Genomic DNA, 20,722 nt, shown 5'->3' with positions numbered 1-20,722 from the left:
GCGTACCCCAGCCGGAGGACGGCGTACCCCAGCCGGAGGGCGAGGGCGAGGCGGGCGGCGGATCCCCGGGCCCGGCCGACGGCGGGGCCCACGGGCCGGGCGCCGTCGACGGCGATGTCGGCGGCGCGGCGGACCCCTCGGGAGAGGTCCCGGGCGCGGCGTCCGGCGCCCGCTCGGGCCGTGGCCCGTCGGCGCCGGGGGCGGCGGCGTCCGGGCCGCCGACGTGGGGCGCCGCGGGATCGGTCCCCGGGGAGCGCGCCGGTTCCGTCACGGGATCCTCCTGTCGGCAGTCGGCGTCCACCGCCGCGCGACGGACACCGGCCAGGCTACCGCCGCCGGGCGACGTCCCCGCCCCCGGCGCGGTCGGTTCCCCCGTGGCGGTCAGTCCACGTTGGGCGCGAAGTCCTGCCCGTAGGGCGCCTCGGCGAGCCGGACCACCCCGACCACCACCGCGGCCACCACGGTGACCGCGACCAGCGCCAGGCCCGTCCAGGCCAGCCGCTCCCCCCGGCGCAGCCAGGCCGCGCCGGTGAGGAAACCCCCCGAGGCGTACGCCTCCCGGCGGGCCTGGCGGGCCAGTTGGAGCGCCACCGTGGCCGGCACCACCCCGCCAACGAACAGGCCGGTCAGCGCGGCGAGCAGACCGAGCGCGAAGACCGCCCTCGCCTTGCTGGCCCGGGCCGGGTCCGGGTCGAGCGGATGACGCGGCCCCGGCGGGACCGTGGGCGCCTGCCCGGGTGCGGTCATCATGCCCACCATCATGCCCCGGCCCGGCGCGCGGTGGTGTCGGCAGGCGGCTCCCGGGCTCCGGACACGGCGCGGCCCCCGGCGGGTGCCGGGGGCCGCGTCGTTCAGTGCGCGATCTAGCGGTACGACCCGAAGTCGAAGTCGTCCAGCGGGACCGCCTGGCCGCTGGCCGGCCCGAAGCCGTAGTCGGTCTCCGGGTACCCGGTCATCGAGTAGACCTTGGCCTTCGCCTCCTCGGTCGGCTCGACCCGGACATTGCGGTACTTGCTGATGCCGGTACCGGCCGGGATGAGCTTACCGATGATCACGTTCTCCTTGAGGCCGATCAGCGAGTCGCTGCGGGCGTGGATCGCCGCGTCCGTCAGCACCCGGGTGGTCTCCTGGAAGGAGGCCGCCGACAGCCAGGAGTCCGTGGCCAGCGACGCCTTGGTGATACCCATCAGCACCGGACGACCCGCCGCGGGCTCGCCACCCTCGGAGACGAGCCGGCGGTTCTCCGACTCGAACAGCGCCCGGTCGACCAGCACGCCCGGCAGGAATTCGGTCGAGCCGGAGTCGATGACCGTCACCCGCTTGAGCATCTGGCGGATGATGATCTCGATGTGCTTGTCGTGGATGAGCACACCCTGCGAGCGGTAGACCTCCTGGACCTCCTGGGTCAGGTGGACCTGGACCGCCCGCGGGCCGAGGATGCGCAGCAGCTCGTGCGGGTCGATGGTGCCCTCGGTCAGCTTCTCGCCGACGTCGACGTGGGCTCCGTCGTGGGCGCGCAGGCGCACCCGCTTGGAGATCTTGTCGTGCACGATCTCGTCGCTGCCGTCGTCGGGGACGATGATGATCTTGCGAGACCGCTCGCCGTCCTCGATCCGGATCCGGCCCGGAGTCTCCGCGATCGGCGCCTTGCCCTTGGGCACGCGCGCCTCGAAGATCTCCTGGACCCGGGGCAGACCCTGGGTGATGTCCTCACCCGCGACACCACCGGTGTGGAAGGTACGCATCGTCAGCTGGGTACCCGGCTCACCGATCGACTGGGCGGCGATGATGCCGACCGCCTCGCCGACGTCCACGGTCTTGCCGGTCGGCAGCGAGCGGCCGTAGCACGCACCGCAGACGCCCAGCTTCGACTCGCAGGTGAGCACGCTGCGCACCCGGACCGTCTCCACCCCGGCGGCGACGATCCTCTCGACCAGGATCGAGTTGATGTCCGCGCCCCGCTCGGCGACCACGGTGCCGTCCGGCCCCTTGATGTCGTCGGCGAGGGTACGGGCATGCACGCTGGTCTCGGCGTGCTCGTGCACCACCAGCTTGCCGTCCAACCGCTCGGCGACCTGCATCGGGATCGCCCGGTCGGTGCCGCAGTCCTCCTCGCGGATGATCACGTCCTGCGAGACGTCCACCAGGCGCCGGGTCAGGTAACCCGAGTCGGCGGTACGCAGGGCGGTGTCCGCGAGACCCTTCCGGGCACCGTGCGTGGAGATGAAGTACTCCAGCACGGACAGACCCTCCCGGTAGCTGGCCTTGATCGGCCGCGGGATGATCTCACCCTTCGGGTTGGCCACCAGACCACGGATCGCCGCGATCTGCCGGAGTTGGAGCAGGTTACCGCGAGCACCCGAGTTGATCATCTTCCACAGCGGGTTCTCCTGCGGCAGCGCGGTGTCCATCTCCTTGGCGACCTCATTGGTCGCCCTGGTCCAGATCTGGATGAGCTCGCCGCGCCGCTCCTCCGGGGTCATCAGACCCCGCTGGTACTGCTTGTCGATCTGGTCGGCTTCCTTCTCGTACCGCGCCAGGATCTCCGCCTTGCGCGGCGGCGCGATGACGTCCTCCATGCCGATCGTCACGCCGGACCAGGTGGCCCAGTGGAAACCGGCCTCCTTGAGCCCGTCCAGGGTGGCGGCCAGCGCCACCTTGGGGAAGCGCTCGGCGAGGTCGTTGACGATCGCGGAGAGCTGACCCTTGCGGATCTCGTAGTTCACGAACCGGTAGCCCTGCGGCAGGGTCTCGTTGAACAGCACCCGACCGAGGGTGGTCTCCACGGTCAGCGGCTCGCCCTCGACCCAGCCCTCCGGGGCGGTCCACGGCTCGGCGCCGGCACCGTTGTCGACCCCGACGACGCCGCGCAGCCGGATCTTCACCGGGGCCTGCAGGTGCAGCTCGCCGTTGTCGTACGCCATCCGCGCCTCGGCGTCCGAGCTGAACGCCCGGCCCTCGCCCTTCTCACCGGGGGTGAGGTGGGTGAGGTGGTAGAGGCCGATGACCATGTCCTGGGTGGGCATGGTGACCGGCTTGCCGTCGGCCGGCTTGAGGATGTTGTTCGACGACAGCATCAGGATCCGCGCCTCGGCCTGGGCCTCGGCGGACAGCGGCACGTGCACCGCCATCTGGTCACCGTCGAAGTCGGCGTTGAACGCGGTGCAGACCAGCGGGTGAATCTGGATGGCCTTGCCCTCGACCAGCTGCGGCTCGAAGGCCTGGATACCCAGCCGGTGCAGGGTCGGCGCCCGGTTCAGCAGCACCGGGTGCTCGCCGATGACCTCTTCCAGCACGTCCCACACGACCGGCCGCTGCCGCTCGACCATCCGCTTGGCGGACTTGATGTTCTGCGCGTGGTTGAGGTCCACCAGCCGCTTCATCACGAACGGCTTGAACAGCTCCAGCGCCATCTGCTTGGGCAGGCCGCACTGGTGCAGCTTGAGCTTCGGGCCGACCACGATGACCGAACGGCCGGAGTAGTCGACGCGCTTGCCCAGCAGGTTCTGGCGGAACCGGCCCTGCTTGCCCTTGAGCATGTCGGACAGCGACTTGAGCGGGCGGTTGCCCGGGCCGGTCACCGGCCGGCCGCGGCGGCCGTTGTCGAACAGCGCGTCGACGGCCTCCTGGAGCATCCGCTTCTCGTTGTTGACGATGATCTCGGGCGCGCCGAGGTCGATCAGCCGCTTGAGGCGGTTGTTCCGGTTGATCACCCGGCGGTACAGGTCGTTCAGGTCGGAGGTCGCGAAGCGGCCACCGTCGAGCTGCACCATCGGGCGCAGGTCCGGCGGGATGACCGGGACGCAGTCCAGCACCATGCCGAGCGGCGAGTTGCGGGTGTTCAGGAACGCCGCCACGACCTTGAGCCGCTTGAGCGCCCGGATCTTCCGCTGGCCCTTGCCGGAGCGGATGGTCTCCCGCAGGCTCTCCGCCTCGGCGTCGAGGTCCATGTTCTGGACCAGCGCCTTGATCGCCTCGGCGCCCATGCCGCCGGTGAAGTACTCGCCGAACCGGTCGCGCAGCTCCCGGTAGAGCAGCTCGTCGGTGACCAGCTGCTTCGGCTCCAGCTTGCGGAAGGTGTCCAGCACCTCGTCCAGGCGGTCGATTTCGCGCTGGGCCCGGTCGCGGATCTGGCGCATCTCGCGCTCTCCGCCCTCCTTGACCTTGCGCCGGACGTCCGCCTTGGCACCCTCGGCCTCCAGCTCGGCCAGGTCGGCCTCGAGCTTGGCGGCCCGCTTCTCGATCTCCGAGTCACGGCTGTTCTCGGCCTGCCGCTTCTCGGCCAGGATCTCGTTCTCGATGGTCGAGAGGTCACGGTGACGCGCCTCGGCGTCCACGCTGGTCACGACGTACGAGGCGAAGTAGATGATCTTCTCGAGGTCCTTGGGGGCAAGGTCCAGCAGGTAGCCCAGCCGGCTCGGCACGCCCTTGAAGTACCAGATGTGGGTCACGGGAGCGGCGAGCTCGATGTGCCCCATCCGCTCACGACGGACCTTCGAGCGGGTCACCTCGACGCCGCAGCGCTCACAGATGATGCCCTTGAACCGGACCCGCTTGTACTTACCGCAGTAGCACTCCCAGTCCCGCTGCGGACCGAAGATCTTCTCGCAGAAGAGCCCGTCCTTTTCCGGCTTGAGGGTGCGGTAGTTGATGGTCTCAGGCTTCTTGACCTCGCCGTGTGACCACTGACGGATGTCGTCGGCGGTGGCGAGGCCGATGCGCAGCTCGTCGAAGAAGTTGACGTCGAGCACTATGTCCCCTATGTCGTCGTCTGTACTGCTAGCTAACCAGCGGGGTTCGGGGCAGGGTGACCCGCGCAGGGGTCAAGCCTGACCGCCCGGAGCGGGTCACCCTGCCCCGAACCACCACCTCAGACCTCTTCGACCGAGCTCGGCTCGCGCCGGGACAGGTCGATGCCCAGCTCCTCCGCGGCCCGGAACACCTCGTCGTCGGTCTCGCGCATCTCCAGGGCCACACCGTCGCTGGAGAGCACCTCGACGTTGAGGCACAGCGACTGCAGCTCCTTGAGCAGCACCTTGAACGACTCCGGGATGCCCGGCTCCGGGATGTTCTCGCCCTTGACGATGGCCTCGTAGACCTTCACCCGGCCGAGAACGTCGTCGGACTTGATCGTCAGCAGCTCCTGCAGGGCGTACGCGGCGCCGTACGCCTGCATCGCCCAGCACTCCATCTCACCGAAGCGCTGGCCACCGAACTGCGCCTTACCACCCAGCGGCTGCTGCGTGATCATCGAGTACGGGCCGGTCGACCGGGCATGGATCTTGTCGTCGACCAGGTGGTTGAGCTTCAGGATGTAGATGTAGCCGACCGCGATCGGGTCCGGCAGCGGCTCGCCGGAGCGACCGTCGAACAGCCGCGCCTTGCCGCTGGAGCCGATCAGCTGCTTGCCGTCCCGGTTGGGCAGGGTCGACGCGAGCAGACCGGAGATCTCCTCCTCGCGGGCACCGTCGAAGACCGGGGTGGCCACGTTGGTGTCCGGCTCGGACTCGTCCGCCTCGATCGAGCGGAGCTGGCGCTTCCACTCGACGTCGTCGCCCTCGACCTTCCAGCCGGTCTTGGCCACCCAGCCGAGGTGCGTCTCCAACACCTGGCCGATGTTCATCCGGCTCGGCACACCCAGCGGGTTGAGCACGATGTCGACCGGAGTGCCGTCCTCCAGGAACGGCATGTCCTCGATCGGCAGGATCTTGGAGATGACGCCCTTGTTGCCGTGCCGGCCGGCGAGCTTGTCGCCGTCCTGGATCTTCCGCTTCTGGGCGACGTAGACCCGGACCAACTCGTTGACGCCCGGCGGCAGCTCGTCGCCGTCCTCCCGGGAGAAGGTACGCACGCCGATGACCGTGCCGGTCTCGCCGTGCGGCACCTTCAGCGAGGTGTCCCGGACCTCGCGCGCCTTCTCGCCGAAGATCGCGCGGAGCAGCCGCTCCTCCGGGGTCAGCTCGGTCTCACCCTTGGGCGTGACCTTGCCGACCAGAATGTCGCCGGGGACGACCTCGGCGCCGATCCGGATGATGCCGCGCTCGTCGAGGTCGGCGAGCATCTCCTCGCTGACGTTCGGGATGTCGCGGGTGATTTCCTCCGGGCCGAGCTTGGTGTCCCGCGCGTCGACCTCGTGCTCCTCGATGTGGATCGAGGTGAGCACGTCCTGCTGCACGAGGCGCTGCGACAGGATGATCGCGTCCTCGTAGTTGTGCCCCTCCCAGGTCATGAACGCCACGAGCAGGTTGCGCCCGAGCGCCATCTCGCCGTCGTCGGTGCACGGACCGTCGGCGATGACCTGGCCGGCCTCGACGCGGTCGCCCTCGAAGACCACCGGCTTCTGGTTGACGCAGGAGCCGGCGTTGGAGCGGCGGAACTTGTGCAGCAGGTACGTCCGGCGGTGGCCGTCGTCCTGGTGGACGGTGATGTAGTCGGCGCAGAGGTCCTCGATGACACCACCGACCTCGGCGACCACCACGTCACCGGCGTCGACCGCGGCGCGGTACTCCATGCCGGTGCCGACGAGCGGGGCCTCGGCCTTGACCAGCGGCACCGCCTGGCGCTGCATGTTCGCGCCCATCAGCGCCCGGTTGGCGTCGTCGTGCTCCAGGAACGGGATCATCGCGGTCGCCACCGAGGTCATCTGCCGCGGCGACACGTCCATGTAGTCCACGGCCGCCGGCGGGACGTCCTCGGTCTCGCCGCCCTTCCGACGGACCAGGACGCGGTCCTCGACGAACGAGCCGTCGGCCTTCAGCGGCGCGTTGGCCTGGGCCTTGACGAACCGGTCCTCCTCGTCCGCGGTCAGGTAGTCGATCTGGTCGGTGACCCGACCGTCGACGACCTTCCGGTACGGCGTCTCGATGAAGCCGAACGGGTTGACCCGGGCGAAGGTGGACAGCGCGCCGATCAGACCGATGTTCGGGCCTTCCGGCGTCTCGATCGGGCACATCCGGCCGTAGTGGGACGGGTGCACGTCGCGGACCTCGAAGCCGGCCCGCTCCCGGGACAGACCACCCGGGCCGAGCGCGCTCAGCCGGCGCCGGTGGGTCAGGCCCGCCAGCGGGTTGGTCTGGTCCATGAACTGGGACAGCTGCGACGTACCGAAGAACTCCTTGATCGCCGCCACCACCGGGCGGATGTTGATCAGGGTCTGCGGCGTGATCGCCTCGACGTCCTGGGTGGTCATCCGCTCGCGGACGACCCGCTCCATCCGGGACAGGCCGACCCGGACCTGGTTCTGGATCAGCTCGCCCACGGTACGCAGGCGCCGGTTGCCGAAGTGGTCGATGTCGTCGGCCTCGTAACCGTCCTCACCGGCGTGCAGCCGGCAGAGGTACTCGACGGTGGCGACGATGTCGTCCTCGGTCAGCGTGCCGGTGGTGATCGGCACGCCCAGGTTGAGCTTCTTGTTGAACTTGTAACGACCGACCTTGGCGACGTCGTACCGCTTCGGGTTGAAGAAGAGGTTGTCGAGCAGGGTCTGGGCGTTCTCACGGGTCGGCGGCTCGCCAGGGCGCAGCTTGCGGTAGATGTCGAGTAGCGCCTCGTCCTGGCCGGCGATGTGGTCCTTCTCGAGCGTGGTCATCATCAGCTCGGACCAGCCGAACCGCTCGCGGATCTGCTCGGCCGACCATCCGATGGCCTTGAGCAGCACGGTGACGGCCTGCCGGCGCTTGCGGTCGATGCGGACGCCGACCGTGTCACGCTTGTCGATGTCGAACTCCAGCCAGGCACCCCGGCTCGGGATGACCTTGACGCTGGAGAGGTCGCGGTCGGAGGTCTTGTCCGGCTGCTTGTCGAAGTAGACGCCCGGGGACCGGACGAGCTGGCTGACCACGACGCGCTCGGTGCCGTTGATGATGAAGGTGCCCTTCGGCGTCATCATCGGGAAGTCACCCATGAACACCGTCTGGCTCTTGATCTCGCCGGTGGTGTTGTTGGTGAACTCCGCGGTCACGAACAGCGGCGCACAGTAGGTGAGGTCCTTCTCCTTGCACTCCTCGATCGAGGCCTTGACCTCGTCGAAGCGCGGAGCCGAGAAGGAGAGCGACATGGTGCCGGAGAAGTCCTCAATGGGACTGATCTCGTCGAGGATCTCCGCGAGACCCGAGCGTGCGTGCGGGTCGTCCGCCGACCGGCCCTGCCAAGCCTCGTTGCCGACCAGCCAGTCGAAGGACTCGTTCTGGATGGCGAGGAGGTTGGGGACCTCGAGGTGTTCGGTGATCCTGCCGAAAGAGACTCGGCGGGGAGCGAAAGCGCTCGACGTACGACTGGTCTTCGCAGGGCGGGAAGCTGCCAAGATGCGTCCTTCCGAGGACCGGTGCTGCAGAACGGCTGGTACGCGTGCACTCCAATGACCCCACCAGAAATATCCACAAACGGACATTTCCGAGCAGGGGTCAAGTCGGAAGGCAGCGCAAACTAGCAGTGTAGCCGAGAGGCTAACCGCTGTCCAGCCCACCCCGCAGGTCGTCGCGGAACGTGCCTCGGGACCCCTCGAACGGGTCTCGCCGGGCCGCTCGGAACGCGTCGTTCCCGCCGGGCCGCTCAGGTGCCGTGGCCGATGGTGCCGCCGCAGCTATTACCCGAGTGGTGGCCGTTGCAAGCGCGGAAGGTCTTGCTGGTGTCAGCGTGCCTGGCGGGCCGGGCCGCGTCAAGGGCCGGTCTCCGGGTCGCCGTGTCTTTCCCACCGACGGGCGACCGGAAGACACCGCCGGCAAGATCCGGCACCGGGCGTCGACGCCCTGCTCACGTGCGCTGCCGCCGGGTACACCAACACGGCGGGCGGCGATCCGTTGTCGGATCACCGCCCGCCGCGGGCGCGGTGTGCCCCGGCTCACGTGAGCCGGACGCGCGCCGGGTCGTACCTCAGGTCACTTGAGGGTGACCTTGGCGCCCTCGCCCTCGAGCTTGGCCTTGGCCTTGTCGGCGGTCTCCTTGTTGACCTTCTCCAGGACCGGCTTCGGGGCGGCCTCGACCAGGTCCTTGGCCTCCTTGAGGCCCAGGCCGGTCAGCTCGCGCACGACCTTGATGACCTGGATCTTCTTGCCACCGTCGGCGTCGAGGATGACGTCGAACTCGTCCTTCTCCTCCTCGGCCGGCGCGGCGGCGCCGCCGGCGGCCGGGGCACCCGCGGCGACCGCGACCGGTGCGGCGGCGGTGACCTCGAAGGTGTCCTCGAACTGCTTCACGAACTCCGAGAGCTCGATCAGCGTCATCTCCTTGAACGCGTCGAGCAGCTCTTCGGTGCTGAGCTTCGCCATGTCTGGCGTCCTTTCCTAAATCTGTTGGCTAGGTACGTGGGTGCGCCGGGAGGCCTCAGGCCGCCTCGGCGCCCTCCTTCTCGCGCTTGTCCTGCAGGGCGGCCGCCAGGCGGGCGGTCTTCGACAGCGGGGCCTGGAACAGGGCCGCGGCCTTGCTCAGGTTGCCCTTCATCGCGCCGGCCAGCTTGGCCAGCAGCACCTCACGGGACTCCAGGTCGGCGAGCTTCGTGACCTCGGCCGCGGAAATGGCCTGGCCCTCGAAGACGCCGCCCTTGATGACGAGCTTCGGGTTGGCCTTCGCGAAATCGCGAAGCCCCTTCGCCGCCTCGACGACGTCGCCCGAAACGAAAGTCAGCGCGGTAGGACCGGTGAACAGCTCATCGAGGCCGGAGATACCCGCGTCGGTCGCGGCACGCTTCGCCAGCGTGTTCTTCGCGACCGTGTAGGTGACCTCCTTGCCGAGCGAGCGTCGCAGCTGGGTGAGCTGGGAAACCGTCAGACCGCGGTACTCGGTCAGCACCGCAGCGCCCGCGTTGCGGAAGCTCTCGGTCAGCTCAGCGACGGCCGTGGCCTTGTCGGCCCGGATCGGCTTGTCCGCCATGTCCCTCCTCTCTCGTTGCTCGGAGGCTGGTCACCGTCGTCGGCCGGAGCTTTCGACGGGACGGAGGCAACGCGATAACGAGAAAAGCCCCGGCGCAGGGCGCACGGGGCGAGGGCCGGCACACGCGGTCACGGTCGGCGGACCGTGCTCACAGCCGATGTTTCGCTTGCCGCCCTGCGCGGGTCGCCCGTCATCGCGGGACCTTCGACCGTGCCGGGGCACGGTGACCAGCGGTCTCTGGGTGGAACTTCGCGGCCAAGGTTACGCGACACGCCCGGTGACCGCCAAACCGCCCCCCGGGTGGCCCGGGTCACTCCTCCGCGCCCGGCCCTCGGTGACCGTGCCGTCGGCCACCGTCCACCGGCGTGCCCTGGGACAGCGAAAGCGCGCGGGGCGCCGCCACGACGTGGCGACGCCCCGGACACGGGTGCGGGGGATGCTCAGCTCTCGGCCGAGCCCTCCTGCAGGTTCTTCACCGCGTTCGGGTCGACCGGGACGCCCGGGCCCATGGTGGTGGTGAGGGTAACCTTCTTGAGGTACTTGCCCTTTGCCGCCGACGGCTTGGCCCGCAGCACCTCGTCGAGGACCGCCGCGTAGTTGTCGACCAGCTGGCTCTCCGAGAACGACGCCTTACCGATGATCAGGTGCAGGTTGGAGTGCTTGTCCACCCGGAAGGTGATCTTCCCGCCCTTGATGTCCGAGACGGCCTTGGTGACGTCCATGGTCACCGTGCCGGTCTTCGGGTTCGGCATGAGACCGCGCGGGCCCAGGATCCGCGCGATCCGGCCGATCTTGGCCATCTGGTCCGGCGTGGCGATGGCCGCGTCGAAGTCGAGCCAGCCGCCCTGGATCCGGGCGACCAGCTCGTCGGTGCCCACCTCGTCCGCACCGGCGGCGGCGGCCTCCTCGGCCTTCGCGCCGGCAGCGAAGACGATCACGCGGGCGGTCTTGCCGGTGCCGTGCGGCAGGTTGACCGTGCCGCGGACCATCTGGTCCGCCTTGCGGGGGTCGACGCCGAGGCGCATCGCGACCTCGACCGTGGCGTCGAACTTGACGGAGGTGGTCTCCTTGGCCAGCTTCACGGCCTCGGCGGGGGCGTAGAGCTTCGACCGGTCGATGACGTCGGCGGCCTTGCGGTAGCTCTTGCTGCGCTGCATGTTCTGGTTACTCCTGTGGTCTCTGGCGGGCCGCGACGATCGCGTGCCCTCCCACGAACGGGATCCGGCGCTGACCGTGTCAGTCGGCGACGTTGAGGCCCATCGACCGGGCGGTGCCGGCGATGATCTTCTCAGCCTGGTCGAGGTCGTTGGCGTTGAGGTCCGCCATCTTCTTCTCGGCGATCTCCCGCAGCTGGGCGCGGGTGACCGAGCCGACCTTCTCCTTGTGCGGGACGCCCGAGCCCTTCTGCACGCCGGCGGCCTTGATCAGCAGCCGGGCGGCGGGCGGGGTCTTCAGCACGAAGGTGAAGGTGCGGTCCTCGTACACGCTGATCTCGGCGGGGACGATGTCGCCCCGCTGCGACTCGGTCTGCGCGTTGTAGGACTTGCAGAACTCCATGATGTTCACGCCGTGCTGTCCGAGCGCGGGGCCGACCGGCGGCGCCGGGGTGGCCTGGCCCGCCGGCAACTGAAGCGTGAACGTCTTGACGAGCTTCTTCTTCGGAGGCATGTCTCTTCCTGGGACTTGGAACTGGGGAAAGGTGCTCACCGTCGCCGTCCGGGCGCGCACGGTCAGCGCGGTGCGACAGCGGCGACGTTCTAGGGTAGCGCAGGCCGGACCGGCCTCCTGACCGAGGGCGGGCGGGAGGACGAAACGGAGACGCCGGCGGTGGGCGAGGCCCACCGCCGGCGACCGGTCGATCAGATCTTGGTGACCTGGTTGAAGTTCAGCTCCACCGGCGTCTCGCGGCCGAAGATCGACACCAGCACCTTGAGCTTCTGCTGATCGGCGTTGATCTCGCTGATCGTCGCCGGCAGGGAGGCGAAGGCACCATCGGTCACGGTGACCGAGTCGCCCACCTCGAAGTCGAGGACCTTGACCTCTGGCTTGGCCTTCTTCCGCTCGGTCTCGACGGCCGGCGCCAACCACTTCAGCACCTCGTCGAGGGAGAGCGGCGCTGGGCGGTCGGCCCGGTCGGTAGCACCCACGAAGCCCGTCACACCCGGCGTGTTCCGCACGCACGAGTAGGACTCGGCGGTCAGCTCCATCCGGACCAGGATGTAGCCCGGGAAGACCTTGGCCTGGACCTGCGACCGCTTGCCGTTCTTGACCTCGACCTCTTCCCGGGTCGGCACCTCGACCTGGTAGATGTAGTCCTCCATGTCGAGGCTGGTGATCCGGGTCTCGAGGTTGGTCTTGACCTTGTTCTCGTAGCCGGCGTACGAGTGCACCACGTACCAGTCGCCCGGTGCGTAGCGCAGCTTCTGGCGCAGCTCCGCGACCGGGTCGAACTCCTCGTCCGGGGCGGGCTCGCTGGTGGGGAACTCCGGCTCGCTGGCGGCCTCGACCGACTCGTCACCAGCCGCCGTCGCCACCGTGGACTGCTCGTCCACGGGTCCGGCGGTCTCGTCGTACTCAGGCACGCTCGCTCACTTCCGTCACTATCGGCACAGTCAGCCGGTCAGCTGGGGTTGCCGAAGACCCACAGCACGCCCTTCGCGAAGGCGAAGTCCAGGCCGGCCACGATCGTCAGCATCACCGCGACGAAGGCGACCACCACGGCGGTGTAGGTCAGCAGCTCCTTGCGGGTCGGCCAGATGACCTTACGCAGCTCGGCCACGACCTCGCGGATGAATCGGGCGATGCGGCCGAATGGACCCACCCGACCGGTCTCCGTCCGGGTCTTCGGCCGGCTGTCGGCCGACTCCGCCTTGGCCCGCGAGCGGGTCGCCGTGCCGCCCCGGGAGACCGGCTCCTCGGCGTCGGTGGCGTCGTCGTCGGCCACGTCGTCGACGACCTCGTCGTGCAGACGGTCGTCGCCGGCGTCCTCGCCGCGGCGCTTGTTGTCGGCCACTTCGCCCTCCGTGCGGGATGTCGGGTCGCACGCCAACGGCGTGCGCGGCGCTTGGTCACGCCGGCCGGACCAACCGTCCCGCGACGGGCCGCGGCCGGCGGATCGACCGGAGGGCCCGATGCCTCGGAGCCACCCTGCCGATACCACCACCACGGGCCGGACGCCGCCGGATGGCGACGCGACCCACGGGAACGGTCAGGCCTGAGGCGCAGGGGTGACAGGACTTGAACCTGCAGCCTGCGGTTTTGGAGACCGCTGCTCTGCCAATTGAGCTACACCCCTGTGCGGCAACGCTCGCCCCACCCGCCACGCACGGCCGGACAGGGGTCGTTTGCCCCACGGCGGACCAGTGTACGGGTAGCGGCACGACTTTCCCAACCGGTCTGCCCGCCGCGCGTCGGAAACCCGGTCAGCGGGCCGTCCGGACGGTCGCCCGGGCCTGCGAGAGCACCTTCTCCCCCAGGCAGGTGGCGGTGACGTCGAGCCTGGTCAGGCCGTCCTCGGTGACCTCACGGACCACCGCGGTGACCTCGATCTCGGTGCCCTCGTCGTCGTCCGGCACGACCACCGGCCGGGTGAACCGGACACCGTAGTCGAGTACCGCGTCGGGCGCGCCCGCCCACTCCGCCACCGCCCGGCCGACCAGCGCCATGGTGAACATGCCGTGGGCGATCACCCCCGGCAGACCGACCTTGGTGGCGATCCGGTCGCTCCAGTGGATCGGGTTGAAGTCGCCCGAGGCGCCGGCGTAGCGGACCAGGTCCGCGCGGGTCACCCGGAACGTCTTGGCTGGCAGCTCCATCTCAGCCCTCCCCACGTACGACGATCTTGGACCAGGCGGTGACCACCGGCTCCCCGGCGGACGTGGTGACCTCGGTGCGGGTGGTCAGGAAACCGTGCCCGCCCCGGCTGCTGACGTCCTCGATGGTGTTGACGCAGACCAGCTCGTCCCCGGCCAGCACCGGCCGGGTGTAGGCGAAGCGCTGGTCGCCGTGGACGACGCGACTGTAGTCGACGCCGAGGGCCGGGTCCTCGATGATCTGCCGGCTGGCAGCCATGGTGACCACCACGGGGAAGGTCGGCGGGGCGATCAGGTCGCGGTGGCCGAGCGCGCGGGCCGCCTCGGGGTCGTGGTGGGCCGGGTCGGTGGCGCCGATCGCCGTCGCGAACTCACGGATCTTCTCTCGGCCCACCTGGTAGGGGGCGGTCGGCGGGTACGTCCGGCCGACGAAGGACGGGTCCAGGGACATGCCGCGAACCTACACGCACAACACGATCGCCGATCTGTGCGGTCGGCGGCGGCTCAGAGCCGCGCCGCTGCCGTACAGATCGGCGATCGTGGGTGTTCCGGGACCCGGCCGGCGGAGCCGGCCGCAGGTCAGCGGGTCTCGCGGTGCAGCGTGTGCTTGCCGTCCCGCGGGCAGAACTTCTTCAGCTCGATGCGGTCCGGGTCGTTACGGCGGTTCTTGCGCGTGATGTAGTTGCGCTCCTTGCACTCCACACACGCCAAAGTGATCTTCGGCCGGACATCGGTCGCCTTCGCCACGGCGGAGTGCCTTCCTCGCTACGGGTAACAACTACGGCGCATCAGCCTACGCGCTGGCTGCGCGGACATGCAAAGTGGGCGCCTGTGGCGCCCATCCCACCGACCACCGGGAGTGAGCCCGGAGGACGAGAGTAGCGGTGGCCGGACTTGAACCGGCGACACAGCGATTATGAGCCGCTTGCTCTGCCATCTGAGCTACACCGCCGTGACGGGCCCAGCCGGACCCTCTGAGCCCCCTTACGGAATCGAACCGTAGACCTTCTCCTTACCATGGAGACGCTCTGCCGACTGAGCTAAGGGGGCCTGCGCGATCACTCGGTGGCCGCGCAGAGGTAAGCGTACACGGCCCCGCGCCGGAGGTGAAATCGGATCCCCCTCGGTGTTTTTCCCGCAGCTAGGGCACCACACGGAGCCGCGGCAGCTCCCCGACGGAGATCGTCTCCGGGTCAACCTGGGCGCCGAACCAGGCCTCCAGCCGCTCGTACGGCAGCGGCCGGCTGAACAGGAAGCCCTGCCCGATCTCGCACCCGATGTCCTGGAGCAGCTCCAGGGTCAGCTCGCTCTCCACCCCCTCGGCCACCACCGCGAGGCCGAACTGTTGGGAGAGGGTGACCACCGCGTTGACGATCGCCAGGTCACCCGGATCCGTCGCCATGCCCTGCACGAAGGAGCGGTCGACCTTCACCTCGTGCACCGGCAGCCGGCGCAGGTGGGCCAGGGACGAGTCACCCGTGCCGAAGTCGTCCACCGAGAGCCGTACGCCGAGGTCGCGCAGCCGCCGCAGGGTCGGGATCGGGCGGTCCGTGCCGTCCAGCACCCCCGACTCCTTGATCTCCAGAGTGAGCCGCTGGGGCGGCACGCCGTACTCGTCGAGCAGCTCCTGCACCCGGGCGGGGAAGTGCCGGTCGGTGAGCGTACGGGCGGAGAGATTGACCGCGACGGCGAGCGGCTGGCCCGCGTGCGTCCAGTCCCGGCTGCGCCGCAGCCCCTCCCGGAGCATGAACTCGGTGAGCCGGTCGAGCTGGCCGGTGTGCTCGGCCACCGCGACGAAGTCCTCCGGGGCGACCGACCCGTGGGCCGGGTGCTCCCACCGGGCCAGGCACTCCACACCCACCAGCCGGCGGTCGCGCAGCGTCACCTTGGGCTGGAAGTAGACCTCCAGATCGCCGTCGTCCAGCGCGCGCCGCAGGTCGCCGGCGAGCCCCAGCCGGCGCAGCGACCGGGACTCCAGCGCCGGGTTGAACAGCTGGACGCTGCCCGGCACCGACTTGGCCGCCGTCGCCGCCAGGTCCACCCGTTGCAGCAGGGAGGCGGCGTCGCTGCCGTGATCCGGGTGGACGGCGACCCCGACCGCGGTGTCGACGTCCAGGGTGAGCGCGTCGAAGACCATCTCGTCGCGGATCTGCTCGCGCAGCTGTACGGCCAGCTCCACCGCCGCCTCGGCGCTCTCCAGCCGCAGGGTGACCAGGAACTCGTCGCCGCCGGCGCGACCGACCAGGGCCGAGGACGGCGCGCAGGAGCGGAGCCGGTCGGCGACCTCGACGAGGACCTTGTCGCCGGCGGCGTGGCCGAGGGACTCGTTGACCTGGCGCAGCCCGTCGACGTCGAAGAGCAGCAGCGCCACCACCTCGCCCGGCGCCCGGATCTTGACCGACTCGTCCAGCGCGCCCATGATCCGGCGCCGGTTGGGCAGCTTGGTCAGCGTGTCGTGGTACGCGTCGTGGCGGAGCCGGTCGACCAGCCGGGAATTCTCCAGCGCGACCGCGGCGTGCGCCGCCACCGTCTCAAACAGCGGTATGTCGTTGCGTATGAAGTTGTTGCTGTCACCGAGCCGGTTGGCCACCTCAAGCGTCCCAATCACCGCCTGACCGGAGCGCAGCGGCAGCACGATCACGTCCTTGACCCGGTGCGCCGCCAGGGCAGCGCGCAGGTCGGCGTCGGTGGCCATGCCCCGGCCGATGGCGACGATCCGGCCCTCCTTCCGAGCCCGCTCCCGCAGTGCCGCCGGCGTCTTAGCGAAATCGAGCAGCCCCGGGTCGTCGTTTCGGGCGGTGAGCAGCACCTCGGGGTGCCGCCCCTGCGCCGGCAGCCAGAGCGTGGCGTACTCCGCCTGCATCAGTGCCCGTACCCGGCCGAGGAGAGTGTCGGCCAGCGTGCCGTCCTGCCCGCGCTCGGCCACCGCCCGGCTCAGGTCGTACATGTCGGTGAGGGTGCGGTGCTGCCGGAAGAACTGCGCGTAGGCGCGGTAGACGAGGGCCAGTGCGACGACGAGAGCGCCCAATAGCAACAGCGACCACCAGGTGGTGGCGATCAGAATGAGGACTACCATGCCGCTGGCGATGTTGATCGCCGCCGCCAGCAGCGCGGGCGGCGACTGCCGGAGTGCGGCCCGTCCCGCCTGCCATCCCTGCAACAGCGTGTGCACGCCTGCGACCGACAGGATGCTCACGATGTTCACCATGCTGGCCGCGATGAACAGCTTCAGCCATGTGGCCGGGCCGACACCCTCGACGGACGGCAGCGCTTCCAGGACGAGGACGGCCAGCGACGAACCCGCGGCGGCCCGGGCCACGTTGAACCAGAACTTCGTCGCGCCGAACCGATGCCTGAGATGAGTGATGGCCGCCGCGAGGGTGTAGATCACGACGACCGTGAGGGGCTCAACGAGATAGAACGCCAGGACGAGTGGGATTTCGTTGAGCGTCACGCCCAGCGACTGTCGGCGGACGGTGAAGTTCAGCACCGGAAGGCCCGCACCCACCATGGCCACCAGGAGCGGCAGCGCGAGTGACCACTGGCCGAACGGCGACGAGGCGATCAGGCCGACAGCCGTCATACAGACCACGGCCAGCAGCGCCAACAGCCCGGTGATCAACCAGGCGTACTCAGTTGGACGGGGGCCAGTACGGCCACGACCCGTCATGTCGTGTCCCCTCACCGGCCCCGTCGGCTCACATCATCGAGCTGGTCAGCGAGGTGCCGGCATGTTCCAGATGACATCCATGGTTTGGAGACCGCCGAACTCCCAGAAGTCACCGACGAAGACACCGCCTGCGAGAGCGGCGAGCGCGAGTAGCGAGCCAAACAGCCGGCCCAGCCTTCGACCAGACATCTTTGCTCCTGTCGGGGAAGTGTCACAGGGATGGTGGAGGTTCCACGATCGTGCCACATGTCGCGGTACCCAGAAAAGCCATGGGCGTACCGCCGCCCCGACCGTCGACGAGGTTCCGCCGTTCGGACCAGGCATCTCGTCTTGCGGGCCAGATCAGGCGCGTGCGGGCGACCGGCCACTTCGTACAGTGCCGAAAACGACCTTCAACGCATTTCGGCCGACTGGCTGCGGATACCCAACCTCGACTCTCGCGGTCAACCACCGTCCGTAACCACGGGGGGTAGGGGGAATCGCCCCGATCGCACCGACCCGGACATCGACCACCATACCTTCCTCACGCCCGACGTCAACGTCCCGGCGTAACCGGACCGTCGACCGTGGTGGTCGGCGTGATCGACTCCGGCCGTCGGCGGACCCCGTTCCGCCGGCACGGACGCCACCACCTCGCGGACTCGGCCACCACCGGCGACACGGCTGCCGCACGGATGGGGGCCGCGCACGCCGCGGCCGCCCTGGACCGTCAGCTGTTCGACCCGCTCCGGCGGCGGCTGGCCGACCGGGCCCTGGTGATCGTCCCGGTCGGGGCGCCGCACGCGGTGCCCTGGTCGGCGCTGCCGACGTGCGCCGGCCGCGCCGTAACCGTCGCCCCCTCGGCCACGATCTGGCTCGCCGCGGGACCGGCGCGGGCCGCCGGCCGGGCCGCCGGTGCTGGCCGCCGGCCCGCGCCGGCCGGCCGCGCACGCCGAGGTACGCCGGCTCGCGCAGGTCATGCCGGAGGCGCGGCTGCTCACCGGGCCCGCGGCCACCGCCGACGCGCAGCGGGCGTTCGGCGCGGCCGGCACCGGCCCGGCCCGGGCAACCGCGGCGGCGTTCGTCTGCTTCGGGGCCGGCTGACCCGAGTTCTCCACGACGGCACGCCTGCCGTTAACGTTCGTTCGTCAGGCGTCAGGGACGGGCGGTTGCCGGTGGGTGGGGTGGTCGAGGGCGGGCAGGCGTCACGGCTGTTCCCGGCGGTGCAGGGTCGCGACGGCGACCGCGAACGTCAGCACGGGCACGAGTACCAGCGCCAGCCACTGAGTGAGGTTGAGTGCGTCGGGGATCCCGCCGTGGGGTGCGCGTTCTGGGAATGGCCAGTTGCCGATGCCAACCCGGGTCAGCAGCAGTATCGCGCCGACCGGGACGAGCAGGGCGAGGAGCCGTCGCCGCAGCGCCGCCGTGGTGGACAGGACAGTGAGGGCGAAGAGCGCGTAGCCGACACCGAGCAGCACCGCCTCAAGGCGACCGACGCCAGTGGTGAATATCCAGGTGGTCCGCACGTGCTCGGTCCACAGTCCGGGTAGGACGACCGCCGCGATCGCCGGGGCGGTCGCGGCGAGAAGTGCGGCGCCGGCGAGCATGCCGAGCCGCCAGCGCGTGATGACGGCCGCGGCGGAGCGGGAGGTGGGAACGGCGAGTGCTGCGGCGGCCATCGCGGCGAGCACTGTGGGCCAGAGGTTGAACACCGAGAGATGTTCGGCGTACTCGCCGGCGGCGCGTGCCACGTCGTAGGCGGCGGCTGCCGAGGCGAGCGTGGCGGCTGTCCGGCGCCACCCGGCCGCGGCTAGCACCGCCACGGCGAGCCAGGCGGCGGCCATGAGCTTTGCCGCCAACGGAAGGGAATCGCCGAGTCCTTCCGGATGGCCGGCGGCCAGCAGGGCGAGGTGCAGCACGGGCAGGCGTGCCGCGTACGCGAACAGGGCCAGCGGGGCGAGCAGGCTCAGGGCCGCCACGGCGTCCCGCCAGGTCGGGTCGGACAGTCTGGTCGTGGTGTGCCGGACGTGGGTTCGCAGCGCCCCGCTGAGCAGGTCGAGCACGTCGCGTGCCCGGGGGCGGCGTTGGTCCGGCCCGGCGTCGTCGAGCAGTACACCGATCATCTCGTCCTCGTACTGCCGGCGGTGTTCCCGCGGGTAGCAGGCCAGCAGCCACCGGTAGGCACGTTCCAGCGTCATGCCGCACCGCCCTCGGTCAGCAGTCCAGCGCGGCGCAGCCGCACGCTCGCGGCGTCGGCGTTGCTCCTCAGCCGGGCGGTCTCCTCCGCGAGGCGTCGTGCGCCCGACGCCGTGAGCCGGTAGTAGCGGCGCAGCCTGGACTGCACAAGCTCCTCGCGCTCCATCTCGACGAGACCTTCGGTCCGGAGCCGGTCCAGTGCGGCGTACAGGGTTCCGGCGCGTAGTGCGACGCGGCCGGCGGAGATCCGCCGGACCTCCTCCAGGATCGCGTACCCGTGCCGGGGAGCCTCCACCAGGGCGACCAGTATGAGGTAGGTCGATTCCTGCATCGGGGTATTGGGCATGGCCGGAGTATATACCGGCCAGCAGCATATACGTGTGATGGGGCTGGAGGACGCGCTGAGCGTGCGGCAGGTAGGGCCCAAGGCGGCTACCGGAGCCGGATGTTGCCTCGGCGGGCCATCGCACCTCGCTTGGCTGCCGAACACGGGTCACGGCGGGCATGGTCGTGTAGATGCTTGGTCAGGTTGTTCGCGGCCTAAAGGATCGGGCCGAGCGTGCCGGTCCCGGTGATCTCGCTGATCCGGGCGATCCCAGGAAGTCCTTCGCCTATGTCTCGCCCCCACCCTGTTGCCGATTTCTTCTGTTCTGGATCAAGACGCCGCGCGCTGCGCGGCGCGGGCGCGGTCCGCCGGCCGGCCGGCGGCAAGCCCAGCTACCAGATGGGATTACCCGGCCCGATCCTCTTGACGGTCCAGGTCTTGCCACCTGCAAATCTAGATAGGCTCGCGCGACTTCTCCCGATTCTTGGTGCTGGTTCTGGCCATGCTGCCCATCCACCAAGGCGCCGCGCACGCGGGGCGCTGGCGGTGAGCCGGCCGGCGGCAAGCCGCCCCGGCTGCCTTCGGCGCCGGGGCGGAGAGCCACCGACTGCCGCCGGACCGCCGCCCTTGAATCCCTGATCCACGAAGGGTTGCGTCCACGGACGTGGTGTACGACTTGCCCGTGATGGGCGTGTTGCGTAGATAGGAGACGGCCATCGCGTGATCCTTCGAGACGGCTAAGTCATTGAGCCATTTTCATCCTGGGTAGCGGTTGGTTTCGACGTGGTGCAGGACGAGGATGGCTTGGACGATCGGGGTGGCTCGGCGTGGGCAGCAGCGCAGCTTGGTCAGGATCTTCCAGGTTTTGAGCGT

Annotated in this window: 17 protein-coding genes, 3 tRNA genes and 1 pseudogene; 1 reads left to right on the top strand and 20 read right to left on the bottom strand. The window is 69.7% G+C overall.

Going from position 1 to position 20,722, the window contains the following annotated elements; genetic code table 11:
• Nucleotides 1-381 precede the first annotated feature (381 nt).
• The 17 genes from C1I99_RS15200 to C1I99_RS32765 form a co-directional block, all read right to left on the bottom strand.
• Entirely contained in the window at nt 382-750 is a 369-nt protein-coding gene (locus tag C1I99_RS15200) for a hypothetical protein (protein WP_111134874.1), read from the bottom strand.
• A 113-nt stretch (nt 751-863) separates the two neighbouring features.
• Complete coding sequence (locus C1I99_RS15195; protein ID WP_111134873.1) at nt 864-4,751, bottom strand: DNA-directed RNA polymerase subunit beta'; 3,888 nt, start codon at nt 4,749-4,751, stop codon at nt 864-866.
• Nucleotides 4,752-4,870: 119 nt separating this feature from the next.
• On the bottom strand, nt 4,871-8,302 hold the full coding sequence (gene rpoB, locus C1I99_RS15190) for a DNA-directed RNA polymerase subunit beta (RefSeq protein WP_111134872.1): 3,432 nt from the start codon (nt 8,300-8,302) through the stop codon (nt 4,871-4,873).
• 574 nt (nt 8,303-8,876) lie between these two features.
• A complete protein-coding gene (gene rplL / locus C1I99_RS15185) occupies nt 8,877-9,266 on the bottom strand; it encodes a 50S ribosomal protein L7/L12 (RefSeq protein WP_111134871.1) in 390 nt (129 codons plus the stop codon).
• A gap of 55 nt (nt 9,267-9,321) precedes the next feature.
• Entirely contained in the window at nt 9,322-9,867 is a 546-nt protein-coding gene (gene rplJ, locus C1I99_RS15180) for a 50S ribosomal protein L10 (RefSeq protein ID WP_111134870.1), read from the bottom strand.
• A 440-nt stretch (nt 9,868-10,307) separates the two neighbouring features.
• Nucleotides 10,308-11,024 carry a 50S ribosomal protein L1 gene (rplA, locus tag C1I99_RS15175; RefSeq protein WP_111134869.1) on the bottom strand — a complete coding sequence of 239 codons (717 nt, stop codon included), beginning with the start codon at nt 11,022-11,024 and terminating at the stop codon, nt 10,308-10,310.
• A 79-nt stretch (nt 11,025-11,103) separates the two neighbouring features.
• Nucleotides 11,104-11,535, bottom strand: a complete 432-nt coding sequence (gene rplK, locus C1I99_RS15170; protein WP_111134868.1) for a 50S ribosomal protein L11 — start codon at nt 11,533-11,535, stop codon at nt 11,104-11,106.
• A 191-nt stretch (nt 11,536-11,726) separates the two neighbouring features.
• Complete coding sequence (gene nusG / locus C1I99_RS15165; RefSeq protein ID WP_111134867.1) at nt 11,727-12,449, bottom strand: transcription termination/antitermination protein NusG; 723 nt, start codon at nt 12,447-12,449, stop codon at nt 11,727-11,729.
• A 38-nt stretch (nt 12,450-12,487) separates the two neighbouring features.
• A complete protein-coding gene (secE, locus tag C1I99_RS15160) occupies nt 12,488-12,880 on the bottom strand; it encodes a preprotein translocase subunit SecE (RefSeq protein ID WP_111134866.1) in 393 nt (130 codons plus the stop codon).
• 209 nt (nt 12,881-13,089) lie between these two features.
• A tRNA-Trp gene (locus tag C1I99_RS15155) sits at nt 13,090-13,162 on the bottom strand.
• 127 nt (nt 13,163-13,289) lie between these two features.
• A complete protein-coding gene (locus C1I99_RS15150; protein WP_111134865.1) occupies nt 13,290-13,682 on the bottom strand; it encodes a MaoC family dehydratase in 393 nt (130 codons plus the stop codon).
• Between the two features lies 1 nt (nt 13,683).
• Nucleotides 13,684-14,130 (bottom strand): MaoC family dehydratase N-terminal domain-containing protein, encoded by a 447-nt coding sequence (locus tag C1I99_RS15145; RefSeq protein ID WP_111134864.1) that lies wholly within the window; start codon nt 14,128-14,130, stop codon nt 13,684-13,686.
• A gap of 128 nt (nt 14,131-14,258) precedes the next feature.
• Nucleotides 14,259-14,426, bottom strand: a complete 168-nt coding sequence (gene rpmG, locus C1I99_RS15140; RefSeq protein WP_046567246.1) for a 50S ribosomal protein L33 — start codon at nt 14,424-14,426, stop codon at nt 14,259-14,261.
• Nucleotides 14,427-14,558: 132 nt separating this feature from the next.
• Nucleotides 14,559-14,631, bottom strand: a tRNA-Met gene (locus tag C1I99_RS15135).
• A gap of 25 nt (nt 14,632-14,656) precedes the next feature.
• Nucleotides 14,657-14,729, bottom strand: a tRNA-Thr gene (locus C1I99_RS15130).
• Between the two features lie 91 nt (nt 14,730-14,820).
• Entirely contained in the window at nt 14,821-17,349 is a 2,529-nt protein-coding gene (locus C1I99_RS15125) for a putative bifunctional diguanylate cyclase/phosphodiesterase (protein WP_111134863.1), read from the bottom strand.
• 45 nt (nt 17,350-17,394) lie between these two features.
• Entirely contained in the window at nt 17,395-17,538 is a 144-nt protein-coding gene (locus C1I99_RS32765) for a hypothetical protein (RefSeq protein ID WP_158554066.1), read from the bottom strand.
• A 705-nt stretch (nt 17,539-18,243) separates the two neighbouring features.
• Here C1I99_RS32765 and C1I99_RS15120 point away from each other — a divergent pair.
• Complete coding sequence (locus C1I99_RS15120; RefSeq protein WP_111134862.1) at nt 18,244-18,432, top strand: hypothetical protein; 189 nt, start codon at nt 18,244-18,246, stop codon at nt 18,430-18,432.
• 101 nt (nt 18,433-18,533) lie between these two features.
• Here the strand turns inward: C1I99_RS15120 and C1I99_RS15115 are convergent, their stop codons facing one another.
• The 3 genes and pseudogenes from C1I99_RS15115 to C1I99_RS15105 all read right to left on the bottom strand — a co-directional run.
• Nucleotides 18,534-19,526, bottom strand: a complete 993-nt coding sequence (locus C1I99_RS15115; protein WP_111134861.1) for a hypothetical protein — start codon at nt 19,524-19,526, stop codon at nt 18,534-18,536.
• The gene (locus C1I99_RS15110; RefSeq protein ID WP_111134860.1) at nt 19,523-19,870 is read right to left on the bottom strand and encodes a PadR family transcriptional regulator; all 348 of its coding nucleotides are present in this window, start codon (nt 19,868-19,870) and stop codon (nt 19,523-19,525) included. The genes C1I99_RS15115 and C1I99_RS15110 overlap by 4 nt, the downstream gene beginning before the upstream one ends.
• A 735-nt stretch (nt 19,871-20,605) precedes the next feature.
• A pseudogene (locus tag C1I99_RS15105) lies at nt 20,606-20,722 on the bottom strand (IS5/IS1182 family transposase); the annotation flags it as partial.

It is taken from the genome of Micromonospora deserti (assembly GCF_003236335.1).
GTDB classification, from domain to species: Bacteria; Actinomycetota; Actinomycetes; order Mycobacteriales; family Micromonosporaceae; genus Micromonospora; species Micromonospora deserti.
Note: the sequence above shows the minus strand (reverse complement) of the source record. Positions and strands in the feature narration are given on the sequence as shown.